16 protein-coding genes are annotated in these 16,947 nt (G+C 63.9%); 7 read left to right on the top strand and 9 right to left on the bottom strand.

Annotation, left to right across the window (positions count from 1 at the left end; all coding sequences use genetic code 11):
• Nucleotides 1-13: 13 nt before the first annotated feature.
• A complete protein-coding gene (gene xdhC / locus NKJ08_RS00335; protein WP_352781141.1) occupies nt 14-994 on the top strand; it encodes a xanthine dehydrogenase accessory protein XdhC in 981 nt (326 codons plus the stop codon).
• 9 nt (nt 995-1,003) lie between these two features.
• Here the strand turns inward: xdhC and dps are convergent, their stop codons facing one another.
• The 4 genes from dps to NKJ08_RS00315 form a co-directional block, all read right to left on the bottom strand.
• Entirely contained in the window at nt 1,004-1,492 is a 489-nt protein-coding gene (gene dps / locus NKJ08_RS00330; protein WP_352522494.1) for a DNA starvation/stationary phase protection protein Dps, read from the bottom strand.
• A 145-nt stretch (nt 1,493-1,637) separates the two neighbouring features.
• A complete protein-coding gene (locus tag NKJ08_RS00325) occupies nt 1,638-2,903 on the bottom strand; it encodes an LLM class flavin-dependent oxidoreductase (protein ID WP_352522495.1) in 1,266 nt (421 codons plus the stop codon).
• The gene (locus NKJ08_RS00320) at nt 2,900-3,922 is read right to left on the bottom strand and encodes an LLM class flavin-dependent oxidoreductase (protein WP_352522496.1); all 1,023 of its coding nucleotides are present in this window, start codon (nt 3,920-3,922) and stop codon (nt 2,900-2,902) included. Before NKJ08_RS00320 ends, NKJ08_RS00325 begins: the two co-directional genes overlap by 4 nt.
• 76 nt (nt 3,923-3,998) lie before the next feature.
• The gene (locus tag NKJ08_RS00315; RefSeq protein WP_352522497.1) at nt 3,999-4,919 is read right to left on the bottom strand and encodes a LysR family transcriptional regulator; all 921 of its coding nucleotides are present in this window, start codon (nt 4,917-4,919) and stop codon (nt 3,999-4,001) included.
• Between the two features lie 139 nt (nt 4,920-5,058).
• Here NKJ08_RS00315 and NKJ08_RS00310 point away from each other — a divergent pair, with 139 nt between their 5' ends.
• From NKJ08_RS00310 to NKJ08_RS00295, 4 genes are all read left to right on the top strand, one after another.
• Nucleotides 5,059-6,276, top strand: coding sequence for a urate hydroxylase PuuD (locus NKJ08_RS00310; protein WP_352780698.1), 1,218 nt, complete (start codon nt 5,059-5,061; stop codon nt 6,274-6,276).
• Nucleotides 6,273-7,586, top strand: coding sequence for a guanine deaminase (gene guaD / locus NKJ08_RS00305; protein WP_352522499.1), 1,314 nt, complete (start codon nt 6,273-6,275; stop codon nt 7,584-7,586). The genes NKJ08_RS00310 and guaD overlap by 4 nt, the downstream gene beginning before the upstream one ends.
• A gap of 74 nt (nt 7,587-7,660) precedes the next feature.
• On the top strand, nt 7,661-8,164 hold the full coding sequence (locus NKJ08_RS00300; RefSeq protein ID WP_352522500.1) for a heme-degrading domain-containing protein: 504 nt from the start codon (nt 7,661-7,663) through the stop codon (nt 8,162-8,164).
• Nucleotides 8,161-9,426 carry a glycerate kinase type-2 family protein gene (locus tag NKJ08_RS00295; RefSeq protein ID WP_352522501.1) on the top strand — a complete coding sequence of 422 codons (1,266 nt, stop codon included), beginning with the start codon at nt 8,161-8,163 and terminating at the stop codon, nt 9,424-9,426. Before NKJ08_RS00300 ends, NKJ08_RS00295 begins: the two co-directional genes overlap by 4 nt.
• A 7-nt stretch (nt 9,427-9,433) precedes the next feature.
• Here NKJ08_RS00295 and NKJ08_RS00290 read toward each other — a convergent pair whose 3' ends face one another.
• The 3 genes from NKJ08_RS00290 to NKJ08_RS00280 all read right to left on the bottom strand — a co-directional run bounded on the left by NKJ08_RS00290 (nt 9,434) and on the right by NKJ08_RS00280 (nt 13,057).
• On the bottom strand, nt 9,434-10,153 hold the full coding sequence (locus NKJ08_RS00290) for a UdgX family uracil-DNA binding protein (RefSeq protein ID WP_352781139.1): 720 nt from the start codon (nt 10,151-10,153) through the stop codon (nt 9,434-9,436).
• An 85-nt stretch (nt 10,154-10,238) separates the two neighbouring features.
• Nucleotides 10,239-11,660: a glutamine synthetase family protein gene (locus NKJ08_RS00285; RefSeq protein ID WP_352522502.1), complete on the bottom strand. Its 1,422-nt coding sequence runs from the start codon at nt 11,658-11,660 to the stop codon at nt 10,239-10,241.
• A 14-nt stretch (nt 11,661-11,674) separates the two neighbouring features.
• Nucleotides 11,675-13,057 (bottom strand): aspartate aminotransferase family protein, encoded by a 1,383-nt coding sequence (locus NKJ08_RS00280; RefSeq protein WP_352780694.1) that lies wholly within the window; start codon nt 13,055-13,057, stop codon nt 11,675-11,677.
• 160 nt (nt 13,058-13,217) lie between these two features.
• Here NKJ08_RS00280 and NKJ08_RS00275 point away from each other — a divergent pair, with 160 nt between their 5' ends.
• Nucleotides 13,218-13,670, top strand: a complete 453-nt coding sequence (locus NKJ08_RS00275; RefSeq protein ID WP_352776327.1) for a hypothetical protein — start codon at nt 13,218-13,220, stop codon at nt 13,668-13,670.
• A 4-nt stretch (nt 13,671-13,674) separates the two neighbouring features.
• On the opposite strand, the gene NKJ08_RS00270 is transcribed toward NKJ08_RS00275, so the two are convergent.
• Both NKJ08_RS00270 and NKJ08_RS00265 read right to left on the bottom strand, forming a co-directional pair.
• Nucleotides 13,675-14,649 carry a WD40 repeat domain-containing protein gene (locus NKJ08_RS00270; RefSeq protein WP_352780691.1) on the bottom strand — a complete coding sequence of 325 codons (975 nt, stop codon included), beginning with the start codon at nt 14,647-14,649 and terminating at the stop codon, nt 13,675-13,677.
• Between the two features lie 113 nt (nt 14,650-14,762).
• Nucleotides 14,763-15,821 carry a CobW family GTP-binding protein gene (locus NKJ08_RS00265; RefSeq protein WP_352780688.1) on the bottom strand — a complete coding sequence of 353 codons (1,059 nt, stop codon included), beginning with the start codon at nt 15,819-15,821 and terminating at the stop codon, nt 14,763-14,765.
• 217 nt (nt 15,822-16,038) lie between these two features.
• Between NKJ08_RS00265 and NKJ08_RS00260 the strand changes: the two genes are divergently transcribed.
• Entirely contained in the window at nt 16,039-16,767 is a 729-nt protein-coding gene (locus NKJ08_RS00260) for an intradiol ring-cleavage dioxygenase (RefSeq protein ID WP_352780685.1), read from the top strand.
• Nucleotides 16,768-16,947: the final 180 nt, after the last annotated feature.

Raw genomic sequence — 16,947 nt, 5'->3', positions numbered from 1 at the left:
GGGAATGCGAATGATGAACGCGAGAGTGCAAAGCCTGAAAATCTTTCTTGCCAGCGCCGGCCGCATCGCAGTGGTCGAGGTCGCCGGGACAAAAGGTTCGACGCCGCGCGAAAAGGGCGCCTTCATGCTCGTCTCTGGATCGGCCACTTTCGGCACGATCGGCGGCGGCCAGCTCGAATACATGGCGATCGACAAGGCGCGGCAGATGCTTTTCTCCCCCCTCGAGGAGATGGCCGCGGAGCGGCCAGAGGGGGTCGGTGGAGGGGGCGCGCGACCCAAGAAAATGTCGAGCACTGCCGCGACGACCCCACCCGACGGCTTCGCCGCCCCCTCAAGGGGGAGGGATACTACCCTCGACATCGCGCTCGGGCCGGAGATCGGCCAGTGCTGCGGCGGTCGGGTGGAAGTGCTGATCCGGCTGGTGGACGCGGCGCTTGAGGCCGAGCTGGTTGCGGCGGCGGAAGCCGAGGAGGCGCAGCTGCCACATGTCTACATCTTCGGCGGCGGCCATGTCGGCCAGGCGCTGGCATCGGCGGTGGCTTTGCTGCCGGTGCATGTCGTTGTTGTCGAGACACGAGCCGAGGCGCTGGAGGGCATGCCGGGCACGGTCGAAACAAGCCTGACGCCGATGCCCGAGGCGATTGTTCGCAGGGCCCCGGCCGGCTCCGCCTTCGTCGTCCTCACCCCCGACCACGCGCTGGATTTCCTGATCGTCGCCGAGGCGCTGAAACGCCGGGATGCCGCCTATGTCGGCATGATCGGTTCCAGGACCAAGAAGGCGACGTTCCGGAACTGGTTCCTGAAGTCGGCGGACGGAAGCGAGGCGGAATTTGCCCGCCTCGTCTCGCCGATCGGCGGCGATGCCGTCAAGGACAAGCGCCCGCAGGTGATCGCCGCACTCGCCGCAGCCCAGATCATGACGGTGTTGGCCGCCCATGCTGCGCCCTCGGCCACTCCGTCCAGAGCCCCTCATGGCGGGGCTATGGCCGGCTGACGTTTCCTTTTATTCCTTCTCCTGCGTGTGCGCCTCTAGGAACCACAGCAATTTGTCGAGCGAGCGCGAATAGGCGGTGAAGATGTCGGCGGTGTCGGCGTCGCCCGCACCCGCCGCCTCGTCGATCGCCGCGCGTGCCCGCTTGGCTGTCGCGGCATAGCGGTCGATCAGCGCTGCCAGATGATCCCTGGTCTTGTGGATGTCGGTCGGATAGGCCTCGAGCATGGTCGCCTTCGACACCTCTTGCGATGTGCCGAGCGCGGTGCCGCCGAGCTGTACGGCGCGCTCGGCAATGGTGTCGACATGGCCATCGATCTCGTCGCGGAACGTGTCGAGCATCTCATGGATGGCGATGAATTGCGGCCCCTTGACGTTCCAGTGCGCCTGCTTGGTGATCAGCGCCAGATCGATGGCGTCGGCGAGGCGGGCGTTGAGAAGATCGATACACTCTTTCTTGGCGTTGGATTGCAGGTCGTTGCGGGTGGCGATGGCGTCCATGATCGGCTCCTGTGGCGGTTGCGTCCGCGTGGTTCAAAGAGGGCGAGTTTGTGGAAGGTCAATCGAACATGCGCGCAGACGCCCTCATCGCCGCGCGGCACAGCATCCCAAAACGACGATCTCCGACTTTCGTTCCGCTCGCCGCTTACGCCGGCCGATTCAAGCCCAGGTGTTCACGCAGCGTGCTGCCTCGATAGTCCGTGCGGAACAGGCCGCGTCGCTGCAACTCCGGCACGACAAGCGTTGCAAAGGCGTCGAATTCGCCGGGAAAATAGGATGGCATGACGTTGAAACCGTCTGCCGCGCCGCCCTCGAAGCGTGCCTCGAGCTCGTCGGCGATCTGAGCCGGCGTTCCAACGACGCGCCAATGGCCGCGCGCGCCGGCAAAATGGCGGGCAAGCTGGCGAATGGACAGGTTATCGCGGCGGGATTGCTCGATGACCAGCGCCTGCCGGCTCTGCATGCCTTCGCTGGCCGGCAGCTCCGGCAGCGGTCCGTCGATGGGATAGCGCGCGAGATCGGATATGCTGAGATAGCTGGAAAGCAGCGCGACGCCGACGTCGTCCGGGATCAGTTCCTGCAATTCATCATATTTTGCCCGGGCTTCCGTTTCGCTTGCCGCGACGATCGGTGCGACGCCAGGCATGATCTTGACGTCGTCCGGCTCGCGCCCATAGACCGCCAGCCGCCCTTTGAGGTCATCGTAGAAGGCCTTCGCCTCCTTGAACGTTTGCGCCGCCGTGAACACCACATCGGCGGTTCGGGCGGCGAGGTCGCGGCCCTCGTCCGACGCTCCCGCCTGAATCATGACCGGTGCACCTTGCGGCGAACGCGGCAGATCGAGCGGGTCGCGCACCGAAAAACTTCTGCCTTCGTGATTGAAGCCGCTGGTTCCTGCGCCCCGCCAGAGAGCTGCGACCACGGCAGCGAATTCGCGCGCCCGCTCGTAACGGTCCGCATGCGGGCGCAGACCGGTCGAGCCGAAATTGGCGGCCTCGATCTGGCTGGCGGAAGTGACAAGGTTCCAGCCGGCACGCCCGCCGCTCAGATGATCGAGCGACAAGAAGGTCCGCGCCAGCCCGTAAGGCTCATTGTAGCTCGTCGATGCCGTGGAGACGAGCCCGATGCGCTCCGTCTGGACGGCGAGCGCCGCAAGCAGGCTGATCGGCTCGAAGCCGATCGAGCGTGAGGTCTGGCTGGCGATGTTGACATTGGCCTCGCGCACGCCGGCGGCGTCCTCGCAGAAGATCATGTCGAACTTCGCCGCCTCCGCCGTGCGCGCCAGCTGGATGTAATGGTCGATGTCGATACCGGCTGTCACATGCGCCTGCGGATGGCGCCAGGCGGCGATGTGGTGGCCTGTCGCCCACAGGAAGGCGCCGAGCTTCATCTGGCGTCGACCGGTACTCATTGTCGATCCTCCCCGGCAAGTCCGAGGTGGGAGCGCAGTGTCGCCCCGCTGTAACCAGACAGAACAAGGCCGCGACGGTGAAGCTCCGGCAGCACGCGACCGATGAAATCGTCGAGCGTCGACTTGAGCGGCATGTCGATGTTGAACCCCTCGCAGGCTCTCGAGCGAAAGCGCTCTTCGAGCCTGTCCGCGAATGTGTCCGGCCTGGCCGTCATTTCGGCACCCGCCGCTACATTCATCAGCACCTTTATCGCGCCCGGACTGCGGCCAAACGCAAGTGCGCGGCGCTTCAGATCGTCGTGCAGTGCCTTGGTGCGCTCGACGGATAGCTCGTCCAGCAGGACGACGTCGGCGGTGCGGGCGGCGATGTCCATGTCGGGCTCGGACAGGCCGGACATCACTAGCACCGGCGTGTCCTGCGGCGACGGTGCCACATTGAGCGGCCCCCGCACCGAGAAATACTCGCCCTTGTGGCCGAGCAGGTGCATTTTTTCGGGATCGAAGAAGCGGCCGCCACGCTTGTCGAACAGCAGCGCGTCCGCGTCCCAGCCTTTCCACAGGCCTTGCACGATGCCGATGAACTCCACCGCGCGCCGGCGAAAATCGTCAGTGGGAATCCCTTCCGGCCGGCTGAAATTGGCCGCCTCGCGCGGACCGGGCATCATGCTCGCGTGCCAGCCGGCGCGACCATGGCTGATGATGTCGAGTGAGGCGAAACGGCGTGCGAGATTGTAGGGCTGGTGGGCGACCATCGAGGCTGCCGCGACCAGGCCGATCCTGCTCGTCACCGTCGCCAGTGCTGCCAGCAGGGTCGTCGCTTCGAACGGCACTTGCCGGTTCGGTCCGCCGCCTGCAGCCAGCGCGGAATCGGCGAGCAACACCATGTCCAACCCGGCTGCTTCGGCCTTTTGCACGGACCGGGTCAGAAGGCTGAAATCCGGGCCGGCGTCGGGCGGATGGGGAGGGGCGGCTTCCGGAGACAGCGAAACGGCGAGATGCATTGTGGCGCCGTTGGCCATTGGTCTTCCCTGGTGAGTGAGATTCCGCAGGAATTATCTTCGCCGGCTGGACGGAAAGCAACCGGCCAGCCGGCGATCACTTGCCGGCCAGAATATCCCTGATCAGCCGCTGGCAGCGCTCGGCCATGAAGTCGAGCAGCAGCCGCACCTTCGGATCCTGCAGCTTCTTGTGCGGGTAGACGGCGGCGAACTGTACCGGCGTCGGCGGCGTGTTGCTCAGGATCACTTTCAGCCGCTGGTCGCGGATAAATGGCTCGACCTCGAAGCGCGGCTTGTTGATGATGCCGCGGCCGGACAGCGCCCAGCCGGTCAGCACGTCGCCATCATCGGTATCGTAGGGGCCGTGCACCTCGAATTTTTGCGGCCCGCTTGGCGTCTGCAGCGTCCAGACATATTCGCGCGCGCCGGAATAACGCAGCATCAGGCAGTCGTGCTTCTTGCCGATCAACTCCTGCGGCTCGCGGGGCTCGCCGCGCGCTTCCAGATATTTCGGCGCCGCCACCAGCACCCGTTCGCATTCCATGATGCCGCGCATTCTGAGGCTAGAATCCTCGATGATGCCCAGCCGGAACGCAACATCGATGCCTTCCTTCATGATGTCGACATTGTGATCGGAAAGCCGGAGCCGCACCTCGATATCGGGGTACCTGTCGTGGAAATCCGGAATGCCCGATGCTACCAGCCGCCGGCCGAGGCCGAGCGGTGCCGTCACTTTTATGGTGCCGCGCGGCTGGCCGGATAAGGCGCTGACCGCCGCTTCCGCCTCGGTGACCGCCTCCAGCACCTGCTTGGCGCCGGAGTAGAACACCGTGCCGTGCTCGGTCGGCATCAACTGCCGCGTCGTGCGGTTGAACAGCCTGACGCCGAGATGCTTCTCGAGCTCCTTGATGCGGTTGGAGGCGACCGCCGGCGAAATGCGCATGTCGCGCCCAGCCGCCGACAAATTGCCGAGCTCGACGACGCGGACGAAAACGGCGATGTTATCGAGATAGGCCATGCGGCTTTCGTGGCTCTCATGTGGCTGCGTGTAACGAGCGTAGTATTTTCCAATTTTTTTTGAAAGTCATCGTGCACCTCGGCCCTTTCCGTTTGCGCTCCAGCCCGTAAAGTCAGCCGATCGGCAGGGACGACTTTTCATGATGGATTTCGCGATATTCTGGGATTGGCTGAATTTCGCCGTGCGCTGGCTGCACGTCGTCACCGGCATCGCCTGGATCGGGTCGTCCTTCTATTTCGTCGCGCTCGATCTCGGCCTGCGCCAGCGTCCGGGCATGCCTGCCGGCGCCTTCGGCGAGGAATGGCAGGTGCATGGCGGCGGCTTCTACCACGTGCAGAAATATCTGGTGGCGCCGGCTGAAATGCCCGAGCACCTGACCTGGTTCAAATGGGAATCCTACGCCACCTGGCTGTCGGGCTTCGCCATGCTGTGCGTGGTCTACTATGCCGGCGCGGACCTGTTCCTGATCGATCCGAATGTGCTCGCGATGTCGGTGCCTACAGGCATCTTGCTGTCGCTGGCGACGATCGGCATCGGCTGGGTGGTCTACGATCTCTTGTGCCGTTCGCCGCTCGGCAAGAGCGACACCGGCCTGATGCTGGTGCTCTACGGGGTGCTGGTGTTCGTCGCCTGGGGGCTAACCCACCTGTTCACGGGCCGCGCCGCCTTCCTGCATCTTGGTGCCATCACCGCGACGATTATGTCGGCCAACGTTTTCATGGTCATCATCCCCAACCAGAAGATCGTCGTCGCCGACCTGATCGCCGGCAGGAAGCCAGATCCGAAATACGGCAAGATCGCGAAGCAGCGCTCGCTGCACAACAATTACCTGACGCTGCCGGTTTTGTTCCTGATGCTGTCGAACCACTATCCGCTGGCGTTCGGGACAGAGTTCAACTGGGTCATTGCCTCGCTGGTGTTCATCATCGGCGTGCTGATCCGGCACTATTTCAACACCATGCATGCACGTAAAGGCAATCCGACCTGGACCTGGCTGGTGGCGGCCGTGCTGTTCGTCGTCATCATCTGGCTGTCGACGGTGCCGAAGCTGTTGACCGGCGAGGTCAAGACGTCCTCGGCGGCGGAGGTCTACGTCGCCTCGGCGCACTTCGCCGCTGTGCGCGACACCGTTCTTGGCCGCTGTTCGATGTGCCACACGGCAGAGCCGTCCTACGAGGGTATCTACCACGCGCCGAAGGGCGTGATGCTCGACACCGATGCCGGCATCGCCGAGCACGCCGGCGAGATCTACCTGCAGGCCGGCCGCAGCCACGCCATGCCGCCCGCCAACGTCACCCAGATCACCGACAAGGAACGGGCGCTGCTGGTGGCCTGGTTCGAAGGCGCGGGGAAATGACCAGCACGCTCCTGCGCGGCCGTACGCTGTCGTTTTTGCGCTGGCCCGAAACCATCGACGACCATTCCGCCTGGCGTTACGAGCACGATGGCGGCCTGCTGATGCACGACGGCAGGATCATTGCAGCGGGCGCCTATTCCGAGGTCGAGAAAAAGGCGGGCGCGGGAACAAAAAAGATCGACCATCGGCCGCATCTGCTGCTGCCCGGTTTCATCGATGCGCACGCGCATTTTCCGCAGATGCAGGTCATCGCTTCCTACGGCGCCGAGCTGCTCGACTGGCTGAACACCTACACCTTTCCCGAGGAGATCAAATTCCAGAACGCTCAGCATGGACGCCGTATCGCCAGACTGTTCCTGGATGAAGTATTGCGCCACGGCACGACGACGGTCGCCGCCTATTGCTCGGTGCACAAGGAATCGGCCGAGGCGTTCTTTGCCGAGTCGCACGACCGCAACATGCTCAATATCGCCGGCAAGGTTATGATGGACCGCAACGCCCCGGAAGGCGTGCTCGACACGCCGCAATCGGGTTATGACGACAGCAAGGCGCTGATCGAGGAGTGGCACGGCAAGGGGCGCCAGCACTATGCCATCACCCCGCGCTTCGCCATCACCTCGTCGCCGGAGCAATTGGAGATGGCGGGTACGCTCTGCCGTGAATATCCGGACCTGCATATGCAAACGCATCTGTCGGAAAACCACGCCGAGATCGCTTTCACCCAGAAGCTTTATCCGCAGGCGCGCGACTATACCGACATCTATGAGCATTACGGGCTGCTCGGCCGCAAAAGCCTGTTCGGCCACTGCATCCATCTGTCGGAACGCGAGGCGGATGCGCTTTCGGATAGCGGCTCGGTGGCGGTGTTCTGCCCGACCTCCAATCTGTTTCTCGGCTCGGGCCTGTTCAATTATCAGCGGTATCGCCGCCGCGAAAAGTCGCTCCGCATAGCCGCTGCCACCGATGTCGGCGGCGGGACCAACTATTCGATGCTGCGTACCATGGACGAGGGCTATAAGGTGATCGCGCTGAACGGCGAGAAGCTCAATCCGTTGCAGTCCTTCTGGCAATTGACCCTCGGCAATGCCGAGGCGCTGTCGCTTGCGGAAAAGATCGGCACCCTGAAGGAAGGCAGCGATGCCGATATCGTCGTGCTCGACGCTCGCGCCACGCCGGCGATGCGGCTGCGGATGGAGACGGCGGACACGCTCGCCGAGGAATTGTTTCTGCTGCAGACGCTCGGCGACGACCGCGCCGTGCGCGAGGTCTATGTCGCCGGCCGGGCGGCCAAGACGGACATGGCGGTTTAGCTGTCGTATACGGCGGGCTTGACCGAGCGGCAGCCATCGGTCAAATCGTGCAGCGAAGTTGACAGGGGAACGACATGGCCGTTGCGGACGACATCGCTCTGATCAAGAAACAGGAAGCCACGCTCGTCTTCCCGGCGTTCGATGAGGCCGTCGCTTTCAAGATCGGCTCGGCGATCCGCGACCGCGCGCTAGCCGAGAACCTGCCGATCATCGTCGATATCAGAACCTTCGACCGGCCGCTGTTTTATGCGGCAATGCCCGGCTCGAACGCCTCCAATCCGGATTGGGCGCGGCGCAAGATCAATGTCGTGCGCCGGTTTTTGAAAAGCACCTATCGCATGGTGCTGGAGCAGCAGCGCCCCGACCGCAGCTTCAAGCCCGGCGAGGGGCTGGATATATCAGATTATGTGCTGGCCGGCGGCGGCTTTCCCATCACGGTCAAGAGCGCCGGTGTCATTGGCGTGATCGCAGTCTCCGGCCTGCCGGAGCGTGAGGACCACGGCGTGGTGGTCAATGCGCTTTGCGAGCATCTCAGCATCGACGCGCGCGGGCTGGCACTGCCGCTGGAAGCAAAATGACAGAGGTAGACCCCAAACTCTTCCTCACGTCGATCTTCAACGCCGCCGTTGCCGCCGCCGATCCCGAAAGGACCATCAGGGACCATTTGCCGGCAAAGCCGAAGGGCCGCACGATCGTCATCGGCGCGGGAAAAGGCTCGGCGCAGATGGCGGCGGCTTTCGAGAAAGTGTGGGACGGGCCGATCCAAGGGCTGGTGGTCACCCGTTATGGCTGTGGCGCGACATGCCGGCGCATCGAGATCATCGAGGCGGCGCACCCGGTGCCGGACGCCGCCGGGTTGGAGGCTTCACGACGGTTGCTCGAAAAGGTTCAGGGACTAACGGCCAACGACCTCGTCGTCGCGCTCATCTCCGGCGGCGGCTCGGCGCTGCTGCCGGCGCCCGCCAAAGGTCTGACGCTGGCCGATGAGATCGCCGCCAACGAGGCGCTGCTCGCCTCCGGCGCGCCCATCGCCGCCATGAACACCATCCGCAAACATCTTTCCACGATCAAGGGCGGCAGGCTGGCGGCCGCCGCCTATCCGGCCAAACTGGTCTCGCTGGTCGTTTCAGACATTCCGGGCGACAATCCGGCGCTGGTCGCCTCCGGCCCAACCGTTCCCGATTTGGGAAGCCGCGAAGAGGCGCTGGCATCGATCGCCGCCTATGGCATGAAACTGCCTGCTCAAGTGATGGCGCATATCAGCTCGCCGGCTGCAGATGCACCGCGTCCGGATGATCCGCGCTTTTCCCGCAACGAAGTGCATCTGATCGCCTCGGCCGGCGTGTCGCTGGAGGCGGCTGCAGCCGAAGCGAAGCGTCAAGGCATTCAGGCCGTCATCCTCTCCGATTCCATTGAAGGCGAGGCGCGCGAGGTCGGCAGCGTCCACGCGGCGATCGCCCGCGAGGTGGCGACGCGCAACCGGCCATTCCCAAAACCGGTGCTGATCCTGTCCGGCGGCGAGACGACGGTGACCTTGCGCGCGAAAGGCAAGGGCGGACGCAACTCGGAATTCCTGCTTGCTTTCGCCATTGGCATCAACGGCATGGCGGGCGTCCATGCACTGGCCGCCGACACCGACGGCATCGACGGTTCGGAAGACAATGCCGGCGCCTTCGCCGACGGTTCGACGGTGTCGCGGATGCGGGCGGTGGGCGTCGATGCCAAGGCCATGCTTGCCGGCAACAACGCCTGGACCGCGTTTAACGCCGTCGGCGACCTCTTCGTGCCTGGACCGACCGGGACGAACGTCAACGATCTCAGGGCGATATTAGTCAAATAGGCTAAGCTCAGGCCGCCATCAGCTTTTTCACTGCTTTCATGTCCTGCAGAAACCGTTCGCGTTCGGCCTGCTTGTCCGCCGGCTCGCGAATGCGCAGGATGAAGGACGGGTGGATGGTGACGAAGACACGCAGGCCATCATCCCGCTCTACGACCGCCCCGCGCATCTTCATGATCGGCACCACCTTGCCGAGCAGCGACTGCGCTGCCGTGGCGCCGAGCGCCACCGCCAGATTGGGCTTGATCAGATCGAGCTCCTTGTCGAGCCACCAGCGGCAGGCCTGCACCTCCCCGGCATTCGGCTTCGAATGGATGCGCCGCTTGCCGCGCGGCTCGAACTTGAAGTGCTTGACCGCGTTGGTGACGTAGACTTTCAGCCGGTCGACGCCGGCATCGTCCAGGATCGCATCGAACACCTTGCCCGCCGGACCGACGAAAGGCTTGCCGGCCAGATCTTCCTGGTCGCCCGGCTGTTCGCCGACGAAGATCACCTTCGCCTTGTCAGGCCCTTCGCCGAATACGGTCTGCGTCGCGTCGTGCCATAGCGGACAGCGGCGGCAGATTTTAGCCGTTTCGCGCAGTTCAGGAATGGTCCTGGCGTCGATTTCTGTCGTTTCCGGGGACTTGCCTGCCGGCAAGCGTCTGGCCTGCACCTTGGCGTGGTGCGGCGTGGGGGTTGTCATTCTGGCGATCATGGCGAGTACGGTCCTGTCCGCTTCCGCGATCAGAACCGGAATGAGCGAAGCCGCCAGAAGGTTCCTTCAAAACTGGTTCGGTCGAAACTTCGCCGGGCGGCCCTGCGGGGGTAGTGCCCTACACCTCGTGCAGATAGAGGTGATAATCCAGTTCGCTGACCGTGCGCGCCACGCGCAGATATTCCGACTGCTTGATCGCCACGAACGTCCGGTGCAGGTCTTCGCCCAATGCGCCCTTGAGGAAGGTCGACGCTCTTGCCGCCTCGATCGCCGCGCGCCAGTCGACTGGCATCGTCGTGCGCGTGACGGCGGATTCGTAACCATTGCCGGTGGTTTCGGGACCGGGATCGAGCCCCTCGTCGAGACCCCTGGTGATGCCGGCCAGCACCGTCGCCGCCACCAGGTAAGGATTGGCGTCGACGCCCGACGGCCGGTGCTCGATGCGCCGGTTCTTGGCATCGCCGGCCGGCACGCGCAGCGCCACCGAGCGATTGTTGACGCCCCAGCTCGGCGCCACCGGGGCATAGGATTGCGAGACGAAGCGCCGCCATGAATTGGCGTGCGGTGCAAACACCAGCATCGATTCCGCCATCGTCTGGATGAGGCCGCCAAGGCCGCGCAGCAGCGGCAGCGACCAGTTTTCGCCGCCGGCTTCGGCAAAGACGTTCTTGCCGGCATCGTCCAGCAGCGAGACATGGAAATGCATGCCTGAGCCGGCATACTTCTCGATCGGCTTGGCCATGAAGCAAGCGGTAACGCCATGGCGACGTGCCTGCGCCCGCACCAGCCGCTTGAGCATGACGAGATCGTCGGCCGCACGCATCACGTCCTTGCGGTAGTTGAGCGTCAGCTCGTACTGGCCGGGCGCATATTCCGAGATGACCGTCTCGGCCGGGATGCCTTGCACCTTGGCGGCAGCATAGATGTCGGAAAACAGCGGCTCCATGCCGTGCAGATGGTCGACGGAATAGACTTCGGTCTTGGCCGAGCGGCGGCCGTCGAGCACCGCGTGGGCGGGCTGCACCTTGCCTTCGGCATCGCGCTCGTTGGCGAGCAGGAAGAATTCGAGCTCGAAGGCGCCGGCCGGATGCAGGCCCTTGGCCGCGAGGATATCCACCTGGCGGGCGAGCGCCAGCCGCGGGTCGGACGACATCGGCTGGCCATCGAGGTGGTACATCGCCATCAGCACCTGGCCGCGCGGCGGCTGTGTGCCGAATAGCGGCACCAGCGTGCCGGGGATTGGCCATGCGCGCAGGTCGCCGTCGCCGGTCGTCCAGATCAGCCCGGTCTCGTGAACATCCTCGCCGGTGATGTCGAGGCCGAGAATCGAGATCGGCATGTGCCGGCCGCCCTCGAAGATGCTCATCAATTCATGCCGGCGCACGATCTTGCCACGCCCGACGCCATTGGCGTCGGTCAGCACGATGTCGAACGCCTCGATCTCGGGATGGGCGTCGAGAAAGGCCTGCGCCTCGGCGGGCGTCGAGCCCGAAGGGGATGCCGTGACCAGGTTCAAACTTTGCTTGGGCGCTTGTTTCATGTGGCAAGCTTGTCTCATGCCACAAGCTTTGCCGCAACCGCGCCGAAGGCGGTGATCAGCCGGTTCACCTGGGCGGCGCCGGTCGCAGGCGAGATCAGCATCATATTGCGGAACGGTGCGATCAGCACGCCGCGATTGACCAGCGCAACGTGGATCGCCGCCTCGAGCTCCGGCGCATGCGCTCCCTCTGCATCGCCGCCATTCCTCAGCGGGCCTGGTGCGCAGATGAACTCGACACGGGCGCCGACTCGGGCAACGTGCCAGGGCAGCCGGTAGCGGTCGATGACGGCGGTCAACCCGGCGTCAAGCCGCCGCGCCAGATGCTCCATATGGCTGTAGTTGTCGTCGGTCATGACGTGTTCGAGCGTGGCGCGCATCGCCGCGAATTGCAGCGGATTGGCCGATAGCGTTGTCCCCATGCCGGAATAGCCGGGCTCTTTCTGGCTGATATAAGCGGCATAGCGCGCCGCAACGTCTTCGCTCATGCCCCAGACACTCGCCGGCACGCCGCCGGCGATCGGCTTGCCGAGTACGAACAGGTCCGGCTCCAGCCCGTATTTCCTCGTATAGCCGCCGCGACCGGTCGAGATCGTGTGCGTCTCGTCGATCAGCAGCAGCGCGCCGGTCGCACGGGTGAGCCGCCGCAACCCGTCATGAAAGCCGGCTTCGGGCAGCACCATGCAGGAGTTGGTCAGCACCGGCTCGGTGATGACGCAGGCGACATCGTTGTCGCGGAGTGCGGCCTCGAGCGCCGGCAGATCGTTGAACTCGACCACATCAGTCGCCCGCGTCAAGTCGCGGAACTCGCCGGCAAGGCCGGGCCGGTTCACCGCCTTGCCGTCGACCAGTCGGACCATCGTCTCGTCGACCGAGCCGTGATAGCAGCCGTTGAAGACCAGGATCTTTTCCCGGCCGGTGACGGCGCGGGCAACCCGCAGCGCAAAGCGGTTGGCGTCTGTCGCCGTCGTCGCGATCTGCCAAGACGGCAAGCGGAAACGCTGCTGCAGCAGCGGACCGATGGCGAGCGCGTCTTCGGAAGGCAGCATGTAGGTCAGGCCGCGTCCGGCCTGCCGGCGGATTGCGCGGGCGACTGGCGGCGGCGAATGGCCGAACATCGAGCCGGTGTCGCCGAGGCAGAAATCGTCGAGCCGGTTGCCGTCGATGTCGGTGATAGTGGTGCCTTTGGCGCTATCCACGAGGATCGGGAACGGCGTCGGCCAGTCGTTCATCCAGTGCATCGGCACGCCGCCGAAGAAGCCGGGCAGGCCATTGCCGATTTTGGCCATCGATTTCGGCCGCGCCCGGCGGAAGGCTTCTGCCTCGGTCTCGCGCAACTCGGCGATCCGGGCCGGGCCGATGCCGCCGATGGAAGTCTTTGAATGGTCGATGACGTTCATGAGCCCTCTCATCAGCACTCTAGCCAATCGGCCTCTGCCACCGCAATTGGCCGGGTGGCTGCCCTGCGTTGGTTCAGCGATCATGGCGAACATGACCGGCGCTTGACCTCAGCGTGGCAACCGGCATCAATGCGGGCAGGTTGGTGGTTGGGGAAGAACAATGCGGGCGATCGTTTGTGCAGCAACGCTGCTTTTGTCGGCCGGCACGGCCTTGGCCTCCGGCGGCATCTGGTGTTCGGTCGAAGACAAGGCGGTAAAATTCCAGGTCGATGCCGGCGTCACCACCGGCATGGGCGGACCAACTTTCAATTTTCGCGGCGATGTCGAAATTCTGGACAGGCCAGTCGGTGACGATCTGCGCAAGACGCTGTTCGAGGATTCGAACCTCACGCAATACTGGCTCGACAACAAGGAGTTGCGGCTGCTCGTCTATCGCGAGCACGAGGTCGCAAACACCTATAGCTATGTCAAGCTGGCCATTCTGACAAAGGCCAGCGACGAAGGCGTCTATGACGGGCGCTATTTGCTCGAAGTCTATGACGGCACGACAGACGCGGACCGGGACGGTAAGCCGGCTGAATTGACCGGCAAAGTATCTTGTGGAGCTGAGTAACGGACTACGCCGAAATGTCGATGACGCCGCAATCGCCGGCGGCGCTGCCGAAAGCGACGCGGCGCTCTTCCTTGTCCCACATCATCGAAGTGACGGCGCCCTTGCCCGGCCGGCGCAACAGCACTTCCCTGGCGTCGGCGAAGCGCACCGCCATCACCATGCCGTCATCATAGCCTATGGCGACGACATCCTGGCTCGGGTGGCAGGCGACGCAGGTGACCATGGCGTTGCCGCGCGTGCCGAGTTCCAGTGGCGCCTTGCCCATCGGCCCGTCCTTGCCCGAAAACGGCCAGACGATCGCCGCCGGCGCGCCGGAACTCGCCAGCCATTTGCCCTTGGCGCTCCACGACAGGCTTTTGACCTTGCCGGGATAGCCGGACATGCGCATGTGCTTGCCGTCGGCGAGTTTCCAGCCATGCAGCGCGTTTTCCTGCATTGTGGTGACGACGAAGCTGCCGTCCGGCGAGAAGGTGATGCCGGTGTGGGCGCCGGCCCACTCGAGTTCGACCGGCTTGCCGTCGGCGGCCGGGAAATGCAGCGTTGCGCCATTGTAGCGGGCAACGCCGAAGCGCATGCCCTTGGGCGAGAAGGCCAGCCCCTCGACCGAGCGCGGATGCGAGAATTCTCTGGTCTTGCCGTCGGCAAAGCGCACATAGGCAATCTTGCCCGAAGCATAGGCAACAGCGCCTTGCGGCCCGGCGGCGACGCTGGTGATCCATTTTTTGCCTGCGGTCGCCAATTCCGTGGTATTGCCGCCGGCGGTCACGGCAAAGATCTTGCCGTCCTCACCGCCGGTGATCAGCCGGTCGTTTGCCGCATCGTGAACGGCGGCGAGCATTCCGTCATTGGCCTGCACCGTCTTGTGGCCATGGTCGAGCCGATGGACGGTGCCGTCGGCCAGCGCGAAATGCGGCACGTCGCCAAGGAAGCCGGCGGCGAGGCAATGGCCTTCGAGATCGAGCGGGGCGACTGTGGGCATGAGTTTGTGATCGGTTGAATGTCTGATTCAGGGCGCTTGCGAGGGCCGTTAGGGGGCTTACTCGACCTTTCCTGCTCGAGCAAGCAGGTGGCCAACCAGATATCCGTTACGATCTAAGCCTGGCAGGCCTCGAAACTCATCTTCAACCGCTCGGCGTCGAGTTCGCGGCCGATGAACACCAGCCGGCTCTCGTGCTTCTCGCCGTCCTTCCAGGCGCGCTGGTGGTCGCCCTCGATAATCATGTGTACGCCCTGGATGACATAGCGCTCGTCATCGCCCTTGAGCGCGATGATCCCTTTCAGCCGCAGGATGTTGGGGCCTTCCACTTGGGTGACCTTCTCGATCCACGGGAAGAACTTTTTCGGGTCCATCTCGCCGCCGCGCAGCGACACCGACTGCACCGTCACGTCATGGATGTCGGAAGGGTGCGCATGATGATGGTCATGCCCGTCATGATCGTGATGATCGTGGCCGTCGTGATCATGGTGGTCGTGGTCATGATGATCGTGTTCGTCATGCGCCTCGAGGAAATGCGGGTCGTTCTCCAGCGCCCGCGACAGGTCGAAAGCACCGCGATCGAGCACGTCGGACAGCGCCACGCCGGCGCGCGTGGTGCGATGGATGCGTGCCGCCGGGTTGATGGCGCGGATCGTTGCCTCGACCTTGCTCAGCTCTTCGGGGGTGACCAGGTCGGTCTTGTTGAGCACGACGACATCGGCAAAGGCGATCTGGTCCTCGGCCTCGCGCGAATCCTTGAGACGCAGCGGCAGGTGCTTGGCATCGACCAACGCCACCACCGCATCGAGCCTGGTCTTGGAACGCACGTCGTCGTCCATGAAGAAGGTCTGCGCCACCGGCACGGGATCGGCGAGGCCGGTGGTCTCGACGACGATGGCGTCGAAGCGGCCGGGCCTGCGCATCAGGCCTTCGACAACGCGGATCAGGTCGCCGCGCACGGTGCAGCAGACACAGCCATTGTTCATCTCGTAGATTTCCTCGTCGGATTCCACGATCAGCTCGTTGTCGATACCGATCTCGCCGAATTCATTAACGATGACGGCGTAGCGCTTGCCATGGTTTTCCGAAAGGATGCGGTTGAGCAGTGTCGTCTTGCCGGCGCCGAGATAGCCGGTGAGGACGGTTACGGGGATCTGCGTCTGTGCGTCGCTCATGTCGTGCCTCGAAAAGGATTGTCGGCTCCATATAGGATGTGTGCTCTGCTTTTGCACGAGGCAAACCGGTGGGCCAAAGAGGCCCTGCATTACCGAAAGTTCTCTGCATTGCCGAACATTCCCCACATTACCGAACTTTCATTGGCGCGGGCTGGTGGTGGGGCCTAGATAGGCCAAGGGCTGCTCACGGGGGCTGTTCGCATTGAAGAGGCGCCAGATGACCGACAAGCCATCCTCTTTGCCACTAAGCCGGCGGCAGGCACTCGGTCTCGTAGCTGTCACCGCCGGCGGCATATTCCTGCCCGCCGGGGCAAGAGCTGGGCAGGTTTCACCCTATGCCGGGCTTGCCCTGTTTGAAGCCGGTGCCGGAGTCTGCGCCATCACGCCCGAGGTCACGGAAGGGCCGTTCTATTTCGACCCGAAGCTCGAACGCACCGACGTCACCGAGGGCAAGAAGGGCGTCGCCCTCAATGTGCGGCTGCAAATCGTCGACGCCGCCTGCCGGCCGCTTCTCGGCGCACGCGTCGACATCTGGCATTGCGACGCCCAAGGCGCCTATTCCGGATATCCCGGACAGGGCGACGGGCAGGATATCGACACTTCCGGCCAGAGTTTTCTGCGCGGTTGGCAGAGAACCGATGAAAGCGGCATTGCTTCTTTCGCCACCATCTATCCCGGCTGGTATCGCGGCCGCACCACCCACATCCATTTCAAGGTGTTTCCCGACGACCGCTCGGTGATGACCGGCCAGATGTTTTTCCCCGACAGCCTCAGCGAGCAGATATTCGCCACCGTCGCGCCCTATAACGATCGCCCCGGCAAACGCGACACATCGAACGCGCGGGACGGCATTGCGCGGCAGGCCGGGCCGCTGTCGCAGGCAGCGCTGCGGGAAATGGCGGACGCCTATCAGGCCTTGATGGTGGTCGCGGTGAAGGCCGGTTGAGAACACCTCGTCACGTCGCCATCTAGCCCTCGCGGAAAGTCGTTTGTCATCTAACTGAAATAAACATCTGGCATTAGCCACGGCGAACACCGCGATGCTTGCCGGCAAAGCTATTTTCCGAGCCGGAATGTTTTCGATCGTCATTGCCAACCGGCGGGCTGCTTCTATGCTGTCCGCACC

Origin of the sequence: Mesorhizobium sp. M0244 (assembly GCF_040321795.1) — a bacterium.
Lineage (GTDB): Bacteria > Pseudomonadota > Alphaproteobacteria > Rhizobiales > Rhizobiaceae > Mesorhizobium.
This window is presented reverse-complemented; position numbering and strand designations above follow the sequence as displayed.